Consider the following 16,503-nt stretch of genomic DNA (forward strand, 5'->3'; position numbering starts at 1 on the left):
TCAGATGGGTTTTATCAGTGAAAAATCATCCATCACAAAACCATTTCCAATTGGAATAACCTCCTCCCTGAACTTTTTAAATCCCATTTTGTAGTAAAAATCCAATGCTTGTTTATTGTATTTATTAACGTTAAGCTCCAGGCTTTTCATAGCTTCCTTTTGGCCCCTTGTTTCAAGTGCCTTCAAAAACCTGCTCCCCAGGCCTTTGCCTTGTGCCTCAGGTAAAATATATAATTTATGAATTTTCAAGTGAGGTTTTTCAAGGTAATTGGTTTCAAACGAGGTAAAACCAAGTGCTTTTCTTTCTTCATAGCCAATTAAAAAGCGATGACCTTTTTTCTCCATCTGTTCCTTAAGAGCGGAAGTACTGTACATTTCTCGCATCATGTAAGCCAGTTGTTCCTGGCTGAGGATCTTTCCAAAAGCAGATGGCCAGGTTTCTGTTGCCATTTTTTGCACCAGAGGAATCTGGTCAATACCTGCAGGTAAAATTTGAATCATTTTACTTCGATGGGATGAGATTGGGTCGAAATCAAACCTTTTTAAGCCTTTGCGAGTCAGGTTTCCCACCAAAAATACCAACAAATTTTATATTTGTATAGAGGTTGTCCAATTAAGAATGAACGGAATGTAAGCCTTATGCCGATTTTTGGTTAGATTCATACCTTGCAATTGGAAATTTCAGCATTATTTAAAACGACACTACACCGGTAATTATGCAGTATAGGAAATTTGGAAACACCTCACTACGGGTCAGTGAAATTGGATTTGGAGCTTGGGGAATCGGCGGGCCTTCCATGGCCGGAGACATCCCAATCGGTTGGGGAAGTGTAGACGATGGCGTTTCGGAAAAAGCGTTGGCAAAGGCCCTGGATTTGGGGGTAAATTTTTTCGATACGGCAGATTTTTATGGTTTGGGTCATTCCGAAAGTCTGTTGGGAAAGGTCTTGGGCAATCGAAAGGATGTGATTCTGGCAAGTAAACTGGGACATCGGCTGGATACCAACGGAGCCATTTATACGGATTATTCCGCAGCACACATAATTCGATCTTGTGAGGGGAGCTTACGCAGGTTAAATCGGGAGGTAATTGATTACTACCAGCTACATACGGCCAAAGTTGCAGATTTGGAAAAAGGGGAATGTGTGGAGGCTATGGAAAAACTCAGAGAAAGTGGCAAGATTCGCTATTGGGGAGTATCGTTAAATACCTTTTCGCCACAGGCAGAAGCCGAATACTTGTTTTTACATAAGATGGCGGACGGCATGCAATTAGTGTTGAATATTATGAATCAGGAGGCCCTGCCAATTGTGGAAAAATCCCAAAAGCTGGGTTATGGTATACTGGCAAGAATGCCGCTACAATTTGGGTTGTTAACGGGGAAATTTTCAAAATCTACTCGCTTTCCGAAAGACGATCATCGGGTTTTTAGGTTACCACCGGCATTGCTGGCGACCGCTCTCGATACGCTGGAAAGCGGTGTTTGGCACTTATGCGACAAGTATGGACTGTCAAAAACGGTGTTGGCTATGAGTTTCATTTTGAGTTTTGAAGGTGTTTCATCGGTCATTCCCGGTATCAAAACCCCTCAGCAAGCCCTTGAAAATACTCAGGGTATCCGATTACTGGCAAAGGAGGACCTGGACTACCTCTGTTCACTATATCCCTCGCCTATGAAGTCGTTGCTTGGGCAATAGGGGACAGCGGAAATCAGAATCATTGATTGAATCCCCTAAGCTTTACCTGGGTCAGTTTTCTCTTGGTATCCAGTGGAAAGTCTCCTTTCATCATCCAGTCATAATAACCCGGCTCTTCTTTTAAAACTTGAGCGACGGGTTTGCCCTTTTGTTTGCCAAAGTTAAAACACTCTTCTCCCTTATCATTGAAAACGAATCGGCCCGCTAAATCCACCATTTTCTCGTTGATCATGTTGTGGATTTTTTTCATGTCATTTTCCATGGTACCCACGGTATTGCCCTGCAGATCCTCCATTTCTTCACCTGCATATCGGTCGATTTGGGCCTTGAAAACCTCATAGGTTGCCAGAGTATCGGCTTCGGCACTATGGGCATTTTCCAAAACTTTCCCGCAGTAGAATTTGTACGCTGAAGCCAGATTTCTTTTTTCCATCATGAAAAAGATTTTTTGGGCATCCAATAGGTTCTTTTTTTCAATGTCAAAATCTATTCCTGCCCGTAAAAATTCCTCTACCAGCAAAGGGATATCGTATTTAAGCACGTTGAAGCCCGCCAAATCAGCACCTTCAAAAAATTGATGCAATTCTCGGGCGACGTCTTTGAAGGTTGGCGAATCGGCCACGTCCTTATCGTATATCCCATGAATAAGGGAAGATTCAAGTGGGATCGGGACAGTGGGATTAATTTTCATTGTTTTGATTTCTTCTTGTCCCCCAGGGAATACTTTCAGAATCGAGATTTCTACAATCCTATCTGTAGACACGTTGATTCCGGTGGCTTCTAGATCGAAAAAAGCAATGGGTGATTTTAAATTCAATTCCATGGTTGGCTGCGCATTTGGTATAAAAGAAGGATCACATGGGAGTGAAGAGAGGCAGGAAACGAAAACAAGTTAGTTTGCATCTCTTATTTTCCTCATTCTTTAAAAATAATTTTCAAGACACAAATATAGGGAATTTTATGGCTTTAAATATCCAATCGGTTTTGGTGGTGCACCTGTATTTTATTTTTTAATAAAATTAGAGAGACTTTGGAATAAATGTTGGTACCAAATAGTTGTCTACATAGCGGTTAGCGATTTGTGGATAATAAAGTGCATAACTTGTTCAAAAACTTTGTCCTGAAAGGGGTACTTTTGCAAATATGGCTGAAAACGACAGTAGTAAATCGGAGCGAAAAATGGGATTGAGGAGACGGCCGTCTGAGTCTTTCGGAGCCCTGGGAAAATTGCCACCACAGGCCATAGATCTGGAGGAAGCGGTACTGGGGGCCCTGATGCTGGAAAAGGATGCGCTTACCGCAGTGGTGGATATACTTTCTTCGGATAGTTTTTATAAAGACGCCCATAAATTGGTTTATGAGGCAATTTTGGATTTGTTCAATGCCGGAGAACCTATCGATTTATTGACAGTCACCAACCAACTTCGCAAAAATGGAAAACTGGAACTGGTAGGGGGCGCTTATTTTATTACCGAACTTACCTCTAAGGTTTCGTCTGCCTCCAATATTGAATATCACGCCCGGATCATCACCGAGCAGGCCATGAAGCGGGATATGATACGTATATCATCAGAAATTCAAAAAGAAGCTTTTGAGGATACTACAGACGTATTCGAACTGCTTGACAAGATGGAGCAGTCTCTTTTTGAAATCTCTGAAAATAACATCAAGAAAAATTACATGGACATGCGTTCCATCATGCGCGAGGCCATCGTGGAGTTGGAAAGCAAAAAGGGACAAAAAGACGGGCTTACTGGAGTTCCTTCCGGATTTACAGGCCTTGATAGGGTTACCTCCGGTTGGCAGAAGTCTGATTTGGTGATCATTGCGGCCAGGCCTGCCATGGGGAAGACGGCATTTGTACTTTCTGTTTTACGAAATGCCGCCGTAGACCATGACCGACCGGTGGCCATTTTTTCCCTGGAGATGTCTTCCCTTCAGTTGGTAAACCGACTGATAAGTTCAGAGGCAGAACTCGATTCGGAAAAAATAAAAAAAGGAAACCTGGCCGATTACGAATGGCAGCAATTGATACATAAAACAGGTAAACTTACGGCAGCACCCTTGTTTGTGGACGATACACCTGCACTTTCCATTCTGGAGCTACGAGCAAAATGCAGACGCCTTAAGGCCCAGAATGACATACAACTTATTGTCATCGACTATTTACAGCTGATGTCGGGAGATAGCAAGGGAAATCAGGGAGGTAACCGGGAACAAGAGATTTCAAGTATATCTAGAGCGCTAAAGAAAATCGCCAAGGAGTTGAATGTGCCCGTAATTGCATTGTCGCAGCTGTCAAGAGCCGTAGAAACACGGGGTGGCGACAAGCGGCCTCAGCTTTCCGATCTCCGGGAATCCGGAGCCATAGAGCAGGATGCAGATATAGTTATGTTTTTATACCGCCCGGAGTATTATGGGATTACGGAAGATGAGGATGGCAACAGTACCTCCGGAGTAGGGGAAGTAATCATTGCCAAGCACCGGAATGGCTCCCTGGAAAGCGTCAAGCTCAGATTCATTGGAAAATACACCAAATTTACCGACCTGGACATGAACGTTCCCTACCAGCCTCAGGATGCACTATACGGAAGCAGGTTTCCTAGTAGTGCAGGAGGGCAGGGCTTTGATGATGCCGGCATGGTGAGAATGGGTAGCAAGGCAAACGGAGACGCCCAGAGAGATAACCCTTTTCCAGAAGGTGACGACAAAGCCCCGTTTTAGCAAATCATTGCGAAAAATTCCTTAACCGTAGATACCAAACTCATGAAATGCATTGTACTGGATAGTAGTCATAAAGATGGAATAGCCTTAGTAGAGCTTCGAGAGCCCATACCTGAAGCCTGGGAGGTGAAAGTGAAGATCAGTGCTGCGGCATTAAATCACCGGGATCAATGGTGCCGAGAGCAAAAGTACCCCAATTTAAAGGACGGCATCATCTTAGGTTCGGATGGAGCAGGAGAGGTGGTTGAAGTGGGAAAACAGGTGGATAAATCCTGGCTCGGGAAAGAGGTTCTAATCAATCCTGCAAAAAACTGGGGAGAAGATCCCGCTGCTCAGGGCTCGGATTTTAGCATTTTGGGAATGCCTGAACACGGCACTTTTGCGGAATATTGCTGTGTACCGGCAGATAGGGTTCACCAGAAACCTGAGCATCTGGATTACCTCAAGGCTGCAGCGCTACCCTTGTGTGGTGTGACAGCCTTCAGAGCGACGATGGTTCAGGGGCAGGTGAAAAAAGACGATAAGGTATTGGTTACCGGATTTGGAGGGGGAGTAGCCCAAATGGCTGCTCAATTTGCCCTGTCTAAAGGTGCCAGGGTTTTCGTTACCAGTGGTGCCACCTGGAAGCTGGAAAAAGCGGTGGCTATGGGAGCCGAGGCGGGTTATTTGTACCATTCTGAGTCCTGGACAGATGAGGCAATGGCCAATACAAATGGTTTTGATTTGATCATTGACAGTGCGATGGGACCTACGGTAAACGATCTGATGGATGTGGTGCGACCGGGCGGACGAATCGTGTTTTACGGAGCTACGTTGGGAAATATTCAGGAGCTGAATGCCAGAAAATTATTTTGGAAACAAGTGACGCTAAAAGGGACTACCATGGGGTCAGACAAGGATTTTCAGGAGATGCTAGCTTGGGTCAGTCATCATAGGCTTATACCTACCGTGGATGCCGTTTTCCCTCTGAGCAGTGCCCTGCTGGCATTTGAAAAAATGAAAAATAGCGACCAAATGGGTAAGTTGGTGCTTCAGATCAACCCGCCTTCGGAGGATTAGTTTCCGGCTGGGTGCTTTAGGTTAATAAAGGGTTTTACCCATTCCCTATGGTAGAAATCTGCTGTTAATCGTTTTCAAATTGAAAGTTTAAATAAGCATTTTGTAGTTCTTTAAGGGCCTGAGCATTGCTTTGGTTTTTAGCAAGTTCGATTCCTTCCAAATAGGTGCTTTCCGCCTTTTCGAGCATTCCTAAGTCCGAAAACAACCGGGCTGCGTGATAATAGGAAGGAAGATAGCTTTTATGTTCACGTAATAGTTTGTTAAAATAAAAAGAAGCCTTTTCTTTGTCTTGGTTTTGATATTCCAATGCCAAAGCGTAAATATTAAATGGGTTCTCGGGTTCTTTTTCCATGTACAACTGCAGTTCCCGGACTCGGTCATGATGATTCATAGTTTTGCGTTTGGTTCCTAGTTAACAAATTTAATTAAAAATAATACATGAAATCGAGCATGACGAAAATGTCACACAGTGGGATGATTATAAAGCATGCGAGATTCCATCTGACTGCTTAAAACAAATTAAACAGATGAAAATATTGGTTTGTATCACGCATGTGCCGGATACCACTTCAAAGATTAAATTCACCGATAATAACACCCAATTCGATAAAACGGGTGTTCAATTTATTATTGGTCCCTACGACGATTATGCCCTTGCGAGAGCAGTTGAGCTGAAGGAGCAAACCGGAGGTACGATCACAGTATTAAACGTGGGAGAATCTGAGACGGAGCCTACGTTGAGGAAGGCACTGGCCATTGGGGCCGATGAAGCCATTCGTGTAAACGCCTTTCCACAGGATGCGGCATTTGTGGCCAATCAGATAGCCCGATTTGCAAAAGATGAAGCCTTCGATCTGATTCTTATGGGAAGGGAATCCATTGATTACAACGGAGGAATGGTCCATGGTATGGTGGGAGAACTGTTGGGTATCCCTTCTGTATCTCCGGTTATGAAATTGGATGTAGAAGGAAACACAGCCACTATTTCACGGGAAATTGAAGGGGGTAAGGAGTTTATTACTGTAGACCTTCCGTTTGTTGCGGGTTGTCAGGAACCCATTGCGGAATGGAAAATCCCGAATATGCGAGGGATCATGACAGCCAGAAGCAAACCATTAACGGCAATTGATCCGGTAGGGTCGGAAAGCAAGACCGAAGCGACCAAATACGAGTTACCTCCTGCAAAAGGAGCAGTGAAGTTGGTAGACACGGTAGAAGAGTTGGTTGATTTGTTAAAAAATGAAGCCAAAATACTTTAATTAACGAAAGAAAATGTCAATATTAGTATATATAGAGAAAGATCAGGGCCGAATCAAAAATTCCTCTTTGGAGGCAGTTTCTTATGCAGCGGCTCTGGGGGGAATTACCGGTGATAACGTGCAGGTTGTAAGTCTTGGAGAATCCGTGGAAGGAGAATCAGAGCTTCTGGGTAAAGCGGGAGCTACCGGAGTTGTTCAGGTAACTGATGATCGTTTGAACGCAGGAGTGATTCAGGCCCATGCAGAAGTAGTATCTCAGGTTTTCGACAAGGTGAAGGCGAAAACGCTGGTTTTAGCAAAGTCCTCTCTCGGTGATGCCGTGGCGGCCCGCTTAGCGGTAAAATTGGAGGCTGGCCTGGTTACCAACGTGGTGGGTTTGCCGGATTTGACCGAGGGGTTTGTTGTCAGAAGAAGCATATTCACTGGAAAAGCCTTTGTGGATACCAGCATCCATACAGAAAATAAAATACTGGCGATAAAGAAAAATGTCCAGCCTGTGAAAACAGACGGATCGCCGGCTCCTGTTGAAAAGGTTACGATCGATCTTCCCAGTGAGGCTTTCTCGGCTAAAATAACCGGTACTGAAAAAGCAACTGGTGAAGTATTGCTGCCGGAAGCTGATATTGTAGTTTCTGGTGGAAGGGGGCTCAATGGCCCTGAAAACTGGGGGCTGATAGAGGACCTGGCGGACGCCATGGGAGCTGCAAAAGGTTGTTCAAAGCCAGTCTCGGATTTGGGATGGAGACCCCATCACGAGCACGTGGGGCAGACCGGAGTGAAAGTAGCCCCCTCGTTGTACCTTGCCGTAGCAATTTCTGGCGCGATACAGCACTTGGCAGGGGTGAACGCTTCCAGGTACATGGTGGTTATTAATAAGGATCCGGAAGCACCTTTCTTTAAAGTGGCTGATTATGGTATTGTTGGGGACGCATTTGATGTCGTCCCAAAATTAACTGAAGCGATTAAAGCATTAAAATAATAGACCGTGGATAATACTGTTGAGTTAGAAATCTTGGGTTTATCTTCCAATAGCACCCAATCGGGATCATTTACTTTGGTTTTGGGGGAATCGGAGGGAAGGCGAAAATTACCAATAGTTATTGGGATGTTTGAAGCACAGGCTATCGCCATAGAAATTGAAAAAATCATTCCCAACCGGCCGATGACCCATGATTTATTCAAATCATTTGCGTCCAATTTTCAATTTTCTGTAGATCATATTTTGATCTCAGACATGAGAGAAGGTGTTTTTTATGCAAAAATCATGTGTAAAAGCTCCCTTAAAAAAGTGGAAATTGATGCCCGGCCATCTGATGCCATAGCCATAGCAGTCAGGTTTGATGCCCCGATATATTGTGCCAGTACGGTGATGTCCGAAGCGGCGATAGAATTTACCGAGGAAGATGAAAAAAGGGAACAGGAGGCCTCTGGTGGAGGCGCTTCCAGTAAAGATCCGCGTAAGGAAAAGGGCAAATCCCAGGAAGCTTCTCTAAAGGACTTTAGTCTGGATAAACTAAATCAATTATTGGAAAAAGCCATAAGCAATGAGGATTATGAAAGGGCAGCGCGACTAAGGGATGAGATTAATAGAAGAAATTAATCGAAATAGTGCTATTTGCTGGCGCCAATCCCCGTTGGTTTTTGCGGATCGTAGCAACGGGTATTGGACTTTTGGAATGGACGCCGTGATTCCGGAGCATTTTTTCTGCTAATTAAAGTCCAGATATGGATTACGCTAGAGGTGTCTTGGGAATAGTGGTACTGGTGCTCATGGCCAGTCTTTTTTCAGCTAATTATAAAAAGATTGATTGGCGATTAGTAGGTATAGGAATTGCCTTGCAGGCAGTCTTCGGTATACTGATTACAAAGGTTGCATTTGTGGCGCGTATTTTCAGCAAGATTAGCGAGGGATTTGTTACCTTTTTGAGTTTTTCAGAACAGGGTGCCGAATTTTTATTTGGTGAGTTGGCTACCAGTTCTTTTGGTTTCATTTTTGCATTTCAGGTGTTACCAACAATCATTTTCTTTTCCACGGTGTCTGCAGGCCTGTATTACTTGGGGGTCTTGCAAAAAGTAGTCTTTGGGATCGCCTGGGTGATGGCACGAACCATGCGATTATCAGGTGCAGAAAGCCTTTCGGCAGCTGGAAATATTTTTCTGGGTCAAACGGAAGCTCCATTGCTGGTACGGCCATTTATTCCTACCATGTCCAGATCCGAATTGATGTGTTTGATGACTGGAGGTATGGCCACCATCGCTGGCGGGGTTTTGGCAGGTTATGTAGCTTTTTTGGGAGGAGATGACCCGGTAGAGAAGACCCGTTTTGCCACCTATTTACTGGGAGCAAGCATTATGAACGCTCCGGCTGCTATTGTCATTTCTAAGATCATGATACCGGAAGAAAATAAGGAAGTGATCAACGATCAATTGCATATCAGTGGACAAATCACCGACGTAAATCTAATTGATGCGATGTCAAGAGGTGCTACGGAAGGGTTAAAACTGGCATTAAACGTCGGTGCCATGCTTTTGGCTTTTATAGCCGTGATAGCGGCATTGAATTATTTTCTTTCGGGAATTATCGGAGATTACACCGGCCTAAACTCCCTGGTGGTTTCCTCTACAAACGGCACCTTTACTGGATTTTCGTTGGAATATTTGTTAGGGCAGGTCTTTCGGTTGTTTGCCTGGGTTATCGGAGTGGAATGGAAAGATACCTTGGCTGTCGGTTCTTTATTGGACCAAAAAACGGTGATTAACGAGTTTGTAGCTTATTTGGGATTGGCTGAAATGAAAGCGGCAGGAAATTTATCTGCAAAGTCTATCGTCATTGCTACCTATGCTTTATGCGGATTTTCTAATTTCAGCTCAATCGCCATTCAGGTTGGTGGGATAGGAAGCATAGCGCCTGAACAGCAGGGGAATCTGTCCAGGCTGGGTATGCGTGCGCTCCTTGCCGCTACCATCGCCTGCCTAATGACGGCTACGGTAGCAGGAGCTCTTTTTTGACTCGGTCTAACCCTAGTTATTCATGGATAATGATTTTTTTGATTTTATCGCCTGCACGAATCTGATCGAGGATTTCCAGCCCATCGGTAACTTTACCAAAACAGGTATGATTTCGATCCAGGTGCTGGGTATTGCTTCGGTTATGACAAATGAAAAATTGAGATCCTCCGGTATTTCGGCCGGCATGTGCCATGGACAATACACCCCGGTCATGATATTGTAGTTCTCCATCTAGTTCACAATCAACATGGTAACCAGGGCCCCCGGTCCCATTTCCTTTGGGACACCCTCCCTGGACCATAAAATCCGGGATTACCCGGTGAAAAGTCAATCCATCGTAAAAGCCTTTTTCGGCCAGTTGAATAAAGTTTGCTACATTTTTGGGGGCATCTTCCTCGTAAAAGGTGATTTTCATGGTGCCTTTTTCGGTTTGAATTTCTCCGGTCTTCATCAAGTTATCGTTTGTTTTTTTGCAATAATACTGATTTTATGCTAGGATCATGCTATACTTGTATTTACTGTACATGCCTTTTTAAGAAAAAACCACCTTAAATCAATCAGACTTGAAAAAAGAGGACCAGTTTATAGGAAAACACAACGCTCCGGAGGATATTCTGGAATACGAAGGACCCCAATTATTTGGGCATCCCAAGGGATTGATGACCTTGTTTTTTACCGAAATGTGGGAACGGTTCAGTTATTATGGGATGCGTGCTTTGCTCATCTTATTTATGACTGCGCCGATTGCTTCGGGTGGGTTGGGTTTTGATGATCAAACGTCTGGTGCTGTCTATGGCCTGTACTCCATGGCAGTATACTTGCTAGCTCTTCCTGGTGGATGGGTGGCAGACAGGCTGATTGGGCTGAAAAAATCCGTCTGGTACGGTGGAATCATCATTACTATTGGTCATTTCACCATGGCCCTGCCAGGGGTCTTTAGCTTGCTTTCCGGAACATCGGCTCCCGAAGGTCAGCTAGCAGGTTGGGACCTGCCTTCGTTCTTTCTGGGATTGATTTTGATTGTTTTTGGTACCGGACTGTTGAAACCGAACATCAGCTCCATCGTAGGCCAACTCTATCCCGAAAATAGCTCCAAACGGGATGCTGGGTTTTCTATATTTTACATGGGAATTAATTTGGGTGCTTTTATGGCCCCTATTGCTTGCAGTACATTGGCCATTTATGATTGGCACCTGGGCTTTGGGCTTGCCGGTTTTGGGATGTTGATGGGGTTGATTCAGTATAAATGGACAAAAAAATACCTGCAGGGAGTGGGAGAGCCTGTAGTGAATAGCAGTAAGCAGGAGAAACAAGCCTATCAGCGATTATTGAAACGCGTTTGGGTAATTTTGGGGCTGGTAGTTATAGTACTGGCGTTGTTCTTTTTTCAGGTAATCCCCTTAGATCCGGTAGCTTTAGCGGGGGTGTCTAATACCCTGATCGCGATAGTTGCGCTGCTGTTTTTTGGTTACGTTTTGATTTTTGGCGGCTTGGATTCCGGCCAGAAAAAGAAGGTTGTTGTGATCATGATCCTTTTCGTCTTTTCAGCCATTTTCTGGTCAGGGTTTGAGCAGGCGGGCTCCTCGCTAAACCTTTTCGCGGAAAGATTTACAGATAGGATGGTTTGGGGTTGGGAGATTCCAGCCGGTTATTTCCAATCAGTAAACAGTATATTTATCATTATTTTTGCTCCGTTCTTTGGAGCCATGTGGGTGGCCCTGGCAAGGAAAAAACTGGAACCAAGTTCTCCTCTAAAATTTTCAATCGGACTTATCTTTCTAGGTATCGGGTTTTTGGTTATGTATTTTGCTGCTAAAATCGCTGCATCTGGAAATTTAGCTGCCCCCTCTTGGTTGGTTATAACGTACCTTTTCCATACTTTCGGCGAACTCAGTCTAAGTCCGGTTGGATTGAGTTTAACGACCAAGTTGGCTCCTAAAAAGTTTGCCGGCCAAATGATGGGAATGTGGTTTCTATCCATAGCAATGGGTAATCTGATTGCAGGAAGAATTGCCGGAAGCGCAAGTGGAGGCACCTCTGAGGCTCTGGCCGAAATGCCGGATCAATACATGCTGATTGTCTATACCGTTATGGGCGCCGGTTTCGTGTTGATGTTGATTTCTAAACCTATTCGAAGTCTGATGGGTAAGGTGCACTGATCCACCAGAAGTAAAAAAGGCCGGTTTGTGACAACCGGCCTTTTATTAATCTTCTTTATCTTGTTTTTTGAATACAGTACTTCTGAAATCAATGGCCGAAATGCCTGCTCCCAGACCTACCAAAATGGCAACAATCAACCAAAAAACCTGTGCTCCGGGAGCAATTGGTGAACTGAATATCTCTAATAACATACTACTTTTGGTTATGACAGTGTTTAAAGCTGCAATTTAGCATCCAAAATGAGGATAACAAAGCGAATAAATAAAAAGGAATAAATCAACTATTGGTGGCTATTCATATTGATACGAAATACACTTAATTCGAATATTCAATCAATATCATCCTCGTCATCCTCGTCGAATTCAAAATCATCTGCTAAATCGTCTCCAATATCATCGAAGTCATCGTCTTCGAAGTCCATAAAGATGTCGTCTTCTAAACCAGTGTCTTCATCTTCTTCATCAATTGAATCGTTGAATTCCTCACTGAAATCGTCTTCATCGAAATCATCATCAAAATCTTCATTCATAAGCTTTAAATGTTAAAGAGTGCTGTTTTTTGCGCTAAGTAATGAAAATTTTATTAGTAACTCAATACCTCAACGGGAATTAATTTTTCTCGGACGGGAGCAAGTGTAGCTAGTTGATAAGCAGCCCATTGATTCTCCAAAAGAGAAACCCAGGTTTTAAGATAGCATAATAGATCTTCTTTTCTGTTTTTTGCCAGGTTTTCCCGCTCCTCGAACGGAATATGTTTCAGAATTTCGGGATCGGATAACCTTTCCAAATGCATTAAATCATCTCTTTCTAGCCCGATATCAAGCAATTCTGAGATCATCAAATCCATTGGTAGGCCACTGTCAGGACAATAATCGTTTAATTGTTCGCTCCAATCACCACTCCGCTGCATTGCAAAGCGGTGGATATCTCCTTTTGTAATTCTGGTAATCTCTTGTGCCAAATTGCCACAGTTGCAGGCTCCCATGTGACCCCATTGATAAGGCGCTCCCATTTTCAATTTCGTGATGGTTTTCCTCAAGGCCAGAATTAAATTTGGATTTGCTTTTGCCATGTGTCTTTGGTTTATTTAATAACCGATTTTCACAAAAGTAGTTTCCAAAAAGTGAGATTATATGCTCTGATTTAAGAGAGGTTCTCTTTGTATTTACCAAAAATAAGATTGATATATTGCTTTATCAACGGCTTGGAAAGGTATTTTTTAACCTGCTCGTATTGATTGGCTTTAATAATATCCCGCTCGTCCACGGAACTGCTTAGAATGTATATTTCCGGATCGGATTTGACGGGGTTAAATATTTCTAAAAAATCCCATCCTGTCATTTCAGGCATATTGAGATCAAGGAATAAATAATCGGGGCTTATGTGATAGATATCTTTTAATGCGTCCATAGCATTATCAAATGAAAAAACCTTGCAAGGCTGCATGATGTTCCTTTGTATCAGTTTTTCTGTTACAAATATACTAATTGGATCGTCATCTATAAGAACTATCTTAATCATTGAAATACATAAACGTGGTTTTGAAAAGCAAAATAGAAGGTACAAAAGTAAATAAATTAATTCACTTTAAACTTTTATTTGCTCTTTTTTTCTTAATCCAATGAAATTTCTGAATTAAAAGATATAAATAGCTAATTTTATGCCAGATCTTTGTTGCGGGTATCCGACTCCCTGCTTTACTTTTGTAGGTATCCGCAAGTCTTATTTGAAAGCACACCGAAATCCCAAAATCCCATGAGTAAACCTGATTTTGATGATATTTTTATGGAGCTGGCCGTAAGCCTTGCTCAGCGCTCTCATTGTATCAAAAAGCACGTTGGCGCGGTTTTGACCAAGGATACACGGATCATTTCGATTGGCTACAATGGGCCGCCATCGGGCACCCATAATTGTGATGAAGAGTTTCCCGACGAAGGCTGTAGCCGCGATAGCAAAGGCAGTTGCTCATTGGCACTACATGCAGAGCAAAATGCGATCCTATATGCGGTAAAAAATAAGGCAACTGTGGAAGGATCTACCCTATATGTAACTTTAGCGCCCTGTTTGCCTTGTGCAAGGATTATTTATTCTATGGGTATTCGCAAAGTCATTTATTTGTATTCGTATGCGGCCTACAAGGGATTGGGAATAGACGAAGGCATCTCTTTTCTTGAGAAATTTGGTGTGTTGGCAGAAAAGTATCCCAAATCTATCCGAATTACCGATTCTCTGATTTAAATCCGATTGAAGCCGAGCTGACTTAGCAAATGGCGTCGTGGTGAAAGTACGATTTCCTGGAATGCTCACCTGGCTTAGACGGAAGAAGAAATAATCGAAAAATAAAAATTGCAAGTGCCTTTTTTCGATAAAACGCTATTAAGGTTCGATCCATTGCTCGGTGGAGATTAGATTAACTTCCCTTTCCAAAATTACACCAAACTTATCATAAATATCGGATTGGATTTTTTTGCTCAGGGCAATTATATCGGAGCCCTCCCCATTGCCATGATTTACCAAGACCAGAGGTTGGTGTTCATGTACTCCAATGTTGCCAAAACGCTTTCCTTTCCATCCGGCCTGTTCAATCAGCCAGGCCGCGGGTATTTTTACAAATTTCCCCGAGGCATACCCTGGAATTTTGGGAAATTTTTCCCGTAGACGCTCAAAGTCTGCAATCGGGACCGTCGGATTTTTGAAAAAACTACCGGCATTACCAATTTTTTTAGGATCTGGCAATTTCCTTTGCCGGATCCCTATCACTGCTTTGCTGATATTTTCGGGGCTAGGAATGAGGTTCCCAAGCTCCTGCAAGGTACGTTGGATATCACCGTAGTCGATGGTGGGCCGTGGCTTCTTCCATAGCTTAAGGGCCACATGGGTAATGATATATTTTCCCTTCCATTTGTTTTTAAAGATACTTTCCCGATAGCCAAATGCGCAATCCTCTTTATAGAATCTTTTGGTCTGGCGACTGGCAATTTCGATGGCATCCAAATGGTCAAATACCGATTCGATTTCTACCCCATAGGCACCGATGTTTTGCATGGGGGCTGCTCCGACGGTTCCCGGTATTAAGGACAGGTTCTCCAGCCCACTCAATCCTGAGGCCAAAGAATAGGTGACCAAATCGTGCCAAACTACACCTGCACCAGCTTTTAGCAAAACGAAATCCGCATCTTCTTCTATTTTTTCGATGCCTTGAATGTTGATTTTGATAACCAAGGCATCGATGTCTTGCACCAGGAGAATGTTACTACCACCACCGAGAACAAACAATTTTTTGCCCAGGGATCGGGCATGTGAAATAGCCTGAATGACCTCATCGGAACGATTGGCTTCAAAAAATAATCGGGCTTTTTTGTCGATTCCAAAAGTATTGTACCGACGTAAAGAAATATTTTCTTGTATCTTCATCTTTTTAATTATGACACGAAATAAGGATTATTTGATCAAATAGAAAAAAAGACAGCTCGTTTTCTCCGAGTTCTTTTACCGTGAGCTGTTTTGGAAAAAAAAAGCAAAAGGAGTATTTATGAAAGAAATGGTGATCAATGGCATTCGGATAAGACCCGGCCAATCATTAAACATAGAAATTGCCATTGCCAGGCTGCCCACCCATACCTTGATTGATCTTCCGGTTTTTATCAGAAGTTCAAGTAACCCTGGTCCGGTCGTACTGATCAGCGGAGGCGTACATGGAGATGAAATCAATGGGATCGTGACTGTAAAAAGAATGCTGGAAGAAAACATTTTTGAACCGAAGAAGGGTACGCTGATCTTTATTCCATTGGTAAATGTGTATGGTTTTTTGAGCAATTCCCGAACATTCCCGGATGGCAGGGATCTGAATAGAAGCTTTCCTGGAAGTAGCAAAGGCTCCCTTGCTTCTCAGATTGCCAATATTCTGACTAATGAAATCATACCACAGATAGATTACGGTATTGATTTTCATACAGGAGGCAGGATGCTTTCCAATTACCCTCAGGTACGGGTAGATTTTAAAGATACCATAGGATTGAATTTGGCTGAAGTTTTTGGTGCCAATTTCACTGTTAATTCACCCCATATTGACCGGTCTTTTAGAAAAGAAGCTTTTAAGAATAATAAGCACCTGCTGGTATTTGAAGGCGGGGAATCCATGCGGCTTGATGAGCAGGTGATTCAGGAAGGAATCATCGGTACTGGAAGAATATTGAAACACCTCGAAATGATTGATGGTGAATTCCCCTTGGTGAGAACCTTGAAAATTCAGGAAAGCAGCTGGGTGAGGGCTAGAATATCCGGAATTTTCAATGCTTCCGTTTCCGCAGGGGATGAAGTAAAAAAGGGTCAGGTATTGGCTAAAATATCCGACCCCTATGGGCAGGTAAAAGTTCCCGTCAAGAGTTCCTTTTCCGGACATGTTATAGGCATCAATAATCAACCGGTAGTCAATGCGGGAGATGCTTTAGTGCATGTAGGTAAATCACAAACAGTAGCCGAAGCGTTAGATTATTGAAAATACGGAGCCATTAGGAGGAAAAGCTATAAAATAGTGTATTGTATCTCGGTAAAATCGACGGCCATTTGGCGAGAGATAAAGGGATTCACCCAAAA

19 protein-coding genes are annotated in these 16,503 nt (G+C 43.2%); 10 read left to right on the top strand and 9 right to left on the bottom strand.

What is annotated here, in order from left to right; all coding sequences use genetic code 11:
* On the bottom strand, positions 1–450 hold the full coding sequence (locus tag GKS34_RS16905) for a GNAT family N-acetyltransferase (RefSeq protein WP_205602095.1): 450 nt from the start codon (positions 448–450) through the stop codon (positions 1–3).
* Between the two features lie 266 nt (positions 451–716).
* Between GKS34_RS16905 and GKS34_RS16910 the strand changes: the two genes are divergently transcribed.
* Positions 717–1,697, top strand: a complete 981-nt coding sequence (locus GKS34_RS16910) for an aldo/keto reductase (RefSeq protein ID WP_163386163.1) — start codon at positions 717–719, stop codon at positions 1,695–1,697.
* Positions 1,698–1,716: 19 nt separating this feature from the next.
* On the opposite strand, the gene GKS34_RS16915 is transcribed toward GKS34_RS16910, so the two are convergent.
* Positions 1,717–2,520 (bottom strand): 3'-5' exonuclease, encoded by an 804-nt coding sequence (locus GKS34_RS16915; RefSeq protein WP_163386164.1) that lies wholly within the window; start codon positions 2,518–2,520, stop codon positions 1,717–1,719.
* A gap of 320 nt (positions 2,521–2,840) precedes the next feature.
* On the opposite strand from GKS34_RS16915, the gene dnaB reads away from it, so the two are divergent.
* Together dnaB and GKS34_RS16925 are read left to right on the top strand one after the other, a co-directional pair.
* Positions 2,841–4,421, top strand: coding sequence for a replicative DNA helicase (gene dnaB / locus GKS34_RS16920; protein ID WP_163386165.1), 1,581 nt, complete (start codon positions 2,841–2,843; stop codon positions 4,419–4,421).
* Between the two features lie 42 nt (positions 4,422–4,463).
* The gene (locus GKS34_RS16925; RefSeq protein ID WP_163386166.1) at positions 4,464–5,480 is read left to right on the top strand and encodes a quinone oxidoreductase family protein; all 1,017 of its coding nucleotides are present in this window, start codon (positions 4,464–4,466) and stop codon (positions 5,478–5,480) included.
* A gap of 64 nt (positions 5,481–5,544) precedes the next feature.
* Here GKS34_RS16925 and GKS34_RS16930 read toward each other — a convergent pair whose 3' ends face one another.
* Positions 5,545–5,871 carry a tetratricopeptide repeat protein gene (locus tag GKS34_RS16930; protein WP_163386167.1) on the bottom strand — a complete coding sequence of 109 codons (327 nt, stop codon included), beginning with the start codon at positions 5,869–5,871 and terminating at the stop codon, positions 5,545–5,547.
* Positions 5,872–6,007: 136 nt separating this feature from the next.
* Here GKS34_RS16930 and GKS34_RS16935 point away from each other — a divergent pair, with 136 nt between their 5' ends.
* The 4 genes from GKS34_RS16935 to GKS34_RS16950 all read left to right on the top strand — a co-directional run bounded on the left by GKS34_RS16935 (position 6,008) and on the right by GKS34_RS16950 (position 9,748).
* Positions 6,008–6,739: an electron transfer flavoprotein subunit beta/FixA family protein gene (locus tag GKS34_RS16935; protein ID WP_163386168.1), complete on the top strand. Its 732-nt coding sequence runs from the start codon at positions 6,008–6,010 to the stop codon at positions 6,737–6,739.
* Positions 6,740–6,752: 13 nt separating this feature from the next.
* Entirely contained in the window at positions 6,753–7,718 is a 966-nt protein-coding gene (locus tag GKS34_RS16940) for an electron transfer flavoprotein subunit alpha/FixB family protein (protein WP_163386169.1), read from the top strand.
* A 6-nt stretch (positions 7,719–7,724) separates the two neighbouring features.
* Complete coding sequence (locus GKS34_RS16945; protein WP_163386170.1) at positions 7,725–8,339, top strand: bifunctional nuclease family protein; 615 nt, start codon at positions 7,725–7,727, stop codon at positions 8,337–8,339.
* Between the two features lie 125 nt (positions 8,340–8,464).
* A complete protein-coding gene (locus GKS34_RS16950) occupies positions 8,465–9,748 on the top strand; it encodes a NupC/NupG family nucleoside CNT transporter (RefSeq protein WP_163386171.1) in 1,284 nt (427 codons plus the stop codon).
* A 16-nt stretch (positions 9,749–9,764) separates the two neighbouring features.
* Here GKS34_RS16950 and GKS34_RS16955 read toward each other — a convergent pair whose 3' ends face one another.
* Positions 9,765–10,199 (bottom strand): peptidylprolyl isomerase, encoded by a 435-nt coding sequence (locus GKS34_RS16955; protein WP_163386172.1) that lies wholly within the window; start codon positions 10,197–10,199, stop codon positions 9,765–9,767.
* A 208-nt stretch (positions 10,200–10,407) separates the two neighbouring features.
* On the opposite strand from GKS34_RS16955, the gene GKS34_RS16960 reads away from it, so the two are divergent.
* Positions 10,408–11,907 (top strand): peptide MFS transporter, encoded by a 1,500-nt coding sequence (locus tag GKS34_RS16960; RefSeq protein ID WP_435380167.1) that lies wholly within the window; start codon positions 10,408–10,410, stop codon positions 11,905–11,907.
* A 45-nt stretch (positions 11,908–11,952) separates the two neighbouring features.
* Here the strand turns inward: GKS34_RS16960 and GKS34_RS16965 are convergent, their stop codons facing one another.
* The 4 genes from GKS34_RS16965 to GKS34_RS16980 all read right to left on the bottom strand — a co-directional run bounded on the left by GKS34_RS16965 (position 11,953) and on the right by GKS34_RS16980 (position 13,428).
* Positions 11,953–12,099 (bottom strand): hypothetical protein, encoded by a 147-nt coding sequence (locus GKS34_RS16965; protein WP_163386174.1) that lies wholly within the window; start codon positions 12,097–12,099, stop codon positions 11,953–11,955.
* A gap of 137 nt (positions 12,100–12,236) precedes the next feature.
* Positions 12,237–12,437, bottom strand: coding sequence for a hypothetical protein (locus GKS34_RS16970; RefSeq protein ID WP_163386175.1), 201 nt, complete (start codon positions 12,435–12,437; stop codon positions 12,237–12,239).
* Between the two features lie 53 nt (positions 12,438–12,490).
* Entirely contained in the window at positions 12,491–12,979 is a 489-nt protein-coding gene (locus tag GKS34_RS16975; RefSeq protein WP_163386176.1) for a hypothetical protein, read from the bottom strand.
* Positions 12,980–13,050: 71 nt separating this feature from the next.
* Entirely contained in the window at positions 13,051–13,428 is a 378-nt protein-coding gene (locus GKS34_RS16980; RefSeq protein ID WP_163386177.1) for a response regulator, read from the bottom strand.
* 234 nt (positions 13,429–13,662) lie between these two features.
* Here GKS34_RS16980 and GKS34_RS16985 point away from each other — a divergent pair, with 234 nt between their 5' ends.
* Positions 13,663–14,145, top strand: a complete 483-nt coding sequence (locus GKS34_RS16985) for a deoxycytidylate deaminase (protein ID WP_163386178.1) — start codon at positions 13,663–13,665, stop codon at positions 14,143–14,145.
* A gap of 138 nt (positions 14,146–14,283) precedes the next feature.
* On the opposite strand, the gene murB is transcribed toward GKS34_RS16985, so the two are convergent.
* Positions 14,284–15,321, bottom strand: coding sequence for a UDP-N-acetylmuramate dehydrogenase (murB, locus tag GKS34_RS16990; protein ID WP_163386179.1), 1,038 nt, complete (start codon positions 15,319–15,321; stop codon positions 14,284–14,286).
* A 118-nt stretch (positions 15,322–15,439) separates the two neighbouring features.
* Between murB and GKS34_RS16995 the strand changes: the two genes are divergently transcribed.
* Positions 15,440–16,405, top strand: coding sequence for a succinylglutamate desuccinylase/aspartoacylase family protein (locus tag GKS34_RS16995; RefSeq protein WP_163386180.1), 966 nt, complete (start codon positions 15,440–15,442; stop codon positions 16,403–16,405).
* Positions 16,406–16,503 lie beyond the last annotated feature (98 nt).

The sequence above is a fragment of the Cyclobacterium jeungdonense genome (genome assembly GCF_010994275.1).
Classification (GTDB): domain Bacteria; phylum Bacteroidota; class Bacteroidia; order Cytophagales; family Cyclobacteriaceae; genus Cyclobacterium; species Cyclobacterium jeungdonense.

Coding starts and splice junctions, on each gene's coding strand:
- GKS34_RS16905 (WP_205602095.1), bottom strand. CDS start 450: ATGGCAACAGAAACCTGGCCATCTGCTTTTGGAAAGATCCTCAGCCAG.
- GKS34_RS16910 (WP_163386163.1), top strand. CDS start 717: ATGCAGTATAGGAAATTTGGAAACACCTCACTACGGGTCAGTGAAATT.
- GKS34_RS16915 (WP_163386164.1), bottom strand. CDS start 2,520: ATGGAATTGAATTTAAAATCACCCATTGCTTTTTTCGATCTAGAAGCC.
- dnaB (WP_163386165.1), top strand. CDS start 2,841: ATGGCTGAAAACGACAGTAGTAAATCGGAGCGAAAAATGGGATTGAGG.
- GKS34_RS16925 (WP_163386166.1), top strand. CDS start 4,464: ATGAAATGCATTGTACTGGATAGTAGTCATAAAGATGGAATAGCCTTA.
- GKS34_RS16930 (WP_163386167.1), bottom strand. CDS start 5,871: ATGAATCATCATGACCGAGTCCGGGAACTGCAGTTGTACATGGAAAAA.
- GKS34_RS16935 (WP_163386168.1), top strand. CDS start 6,008: ATGAAAATATTGGTTTGTATCACGCATGTGCCGGATACCACTTCAAAG.
- GKS34_RS16940 (WP_163386169.1), top strand. CDS start 6,753: ATGTCAATATTAGTATATATAGAGAAAGATCAGGGCCGAATCAAAAAT.
- GKS34_RS16950 (WP_163386171.1), top strand. CDS start 8,465: ATGGATTACGCTAGAGGTGTCTTGGGAATAGTGGTACTGGTGCTCATG.
- GKS34_RS16955 (WP_163386172.1), bottom strand. CDS start 10,199: ATGAAGACCGGAGAAATTCAAACCGAAAAAGGCACCATGAAAATCACC.
- GKS34_RS16960 (WP_435380167.1), top strand. CDS start 10,408: ATGACCTTGTTTTTTACCGAAATGTGGGAACGGTTCAGTTATTATGGG.
- GKS34_RS16965 (WP_163386174.1), bottom strand. CDS start 12,099: ATGTTATTAGAGATATTCAGTTCACCAATTGCTCCCGGAGCACAGGTT.
- GKS34_RS16970 (WP_163386175.1), bottom strand. CDS start 12,437: ATGAATGAAGATTTTGATGATGATTTCGATGAAGACGATTTCAGTGAG.
- GKS34_RS16975 (WP_163386176.1), bottom strand. CDS start 12,979: ATGGCAAAAGCAAATCCAAATTTAATTCTGGCCTTGAGGAAAACCATC.
- GKS34_RS16980 (WP_163386177.1), bottom strand. CDS start 13,428: ATGATTAAGATAGTTCTTATAGATGACGATCCAATTAGTATATTTGTA.
- GKS34_RS16985 (WP_163386178.1), top strand. CDS start 13,663: ATGAGTAAACCTGATTTTGATGATATTTTTATGGAGCTGGCCGTAAGC.
- murB (WP_163386179.1), bottom strand. CDS start 15,321: ATGAAGATACAAGAAAATATTTCTTTACGTCGGTACAATACTTTTGGA.
- GKS34_RS16995 (WP_163386180.1), top strand. CDS start 15,440: ATGAAAGAAATGGTGATCAATGGCATTCGGATAAGACCCGGCCAATCA.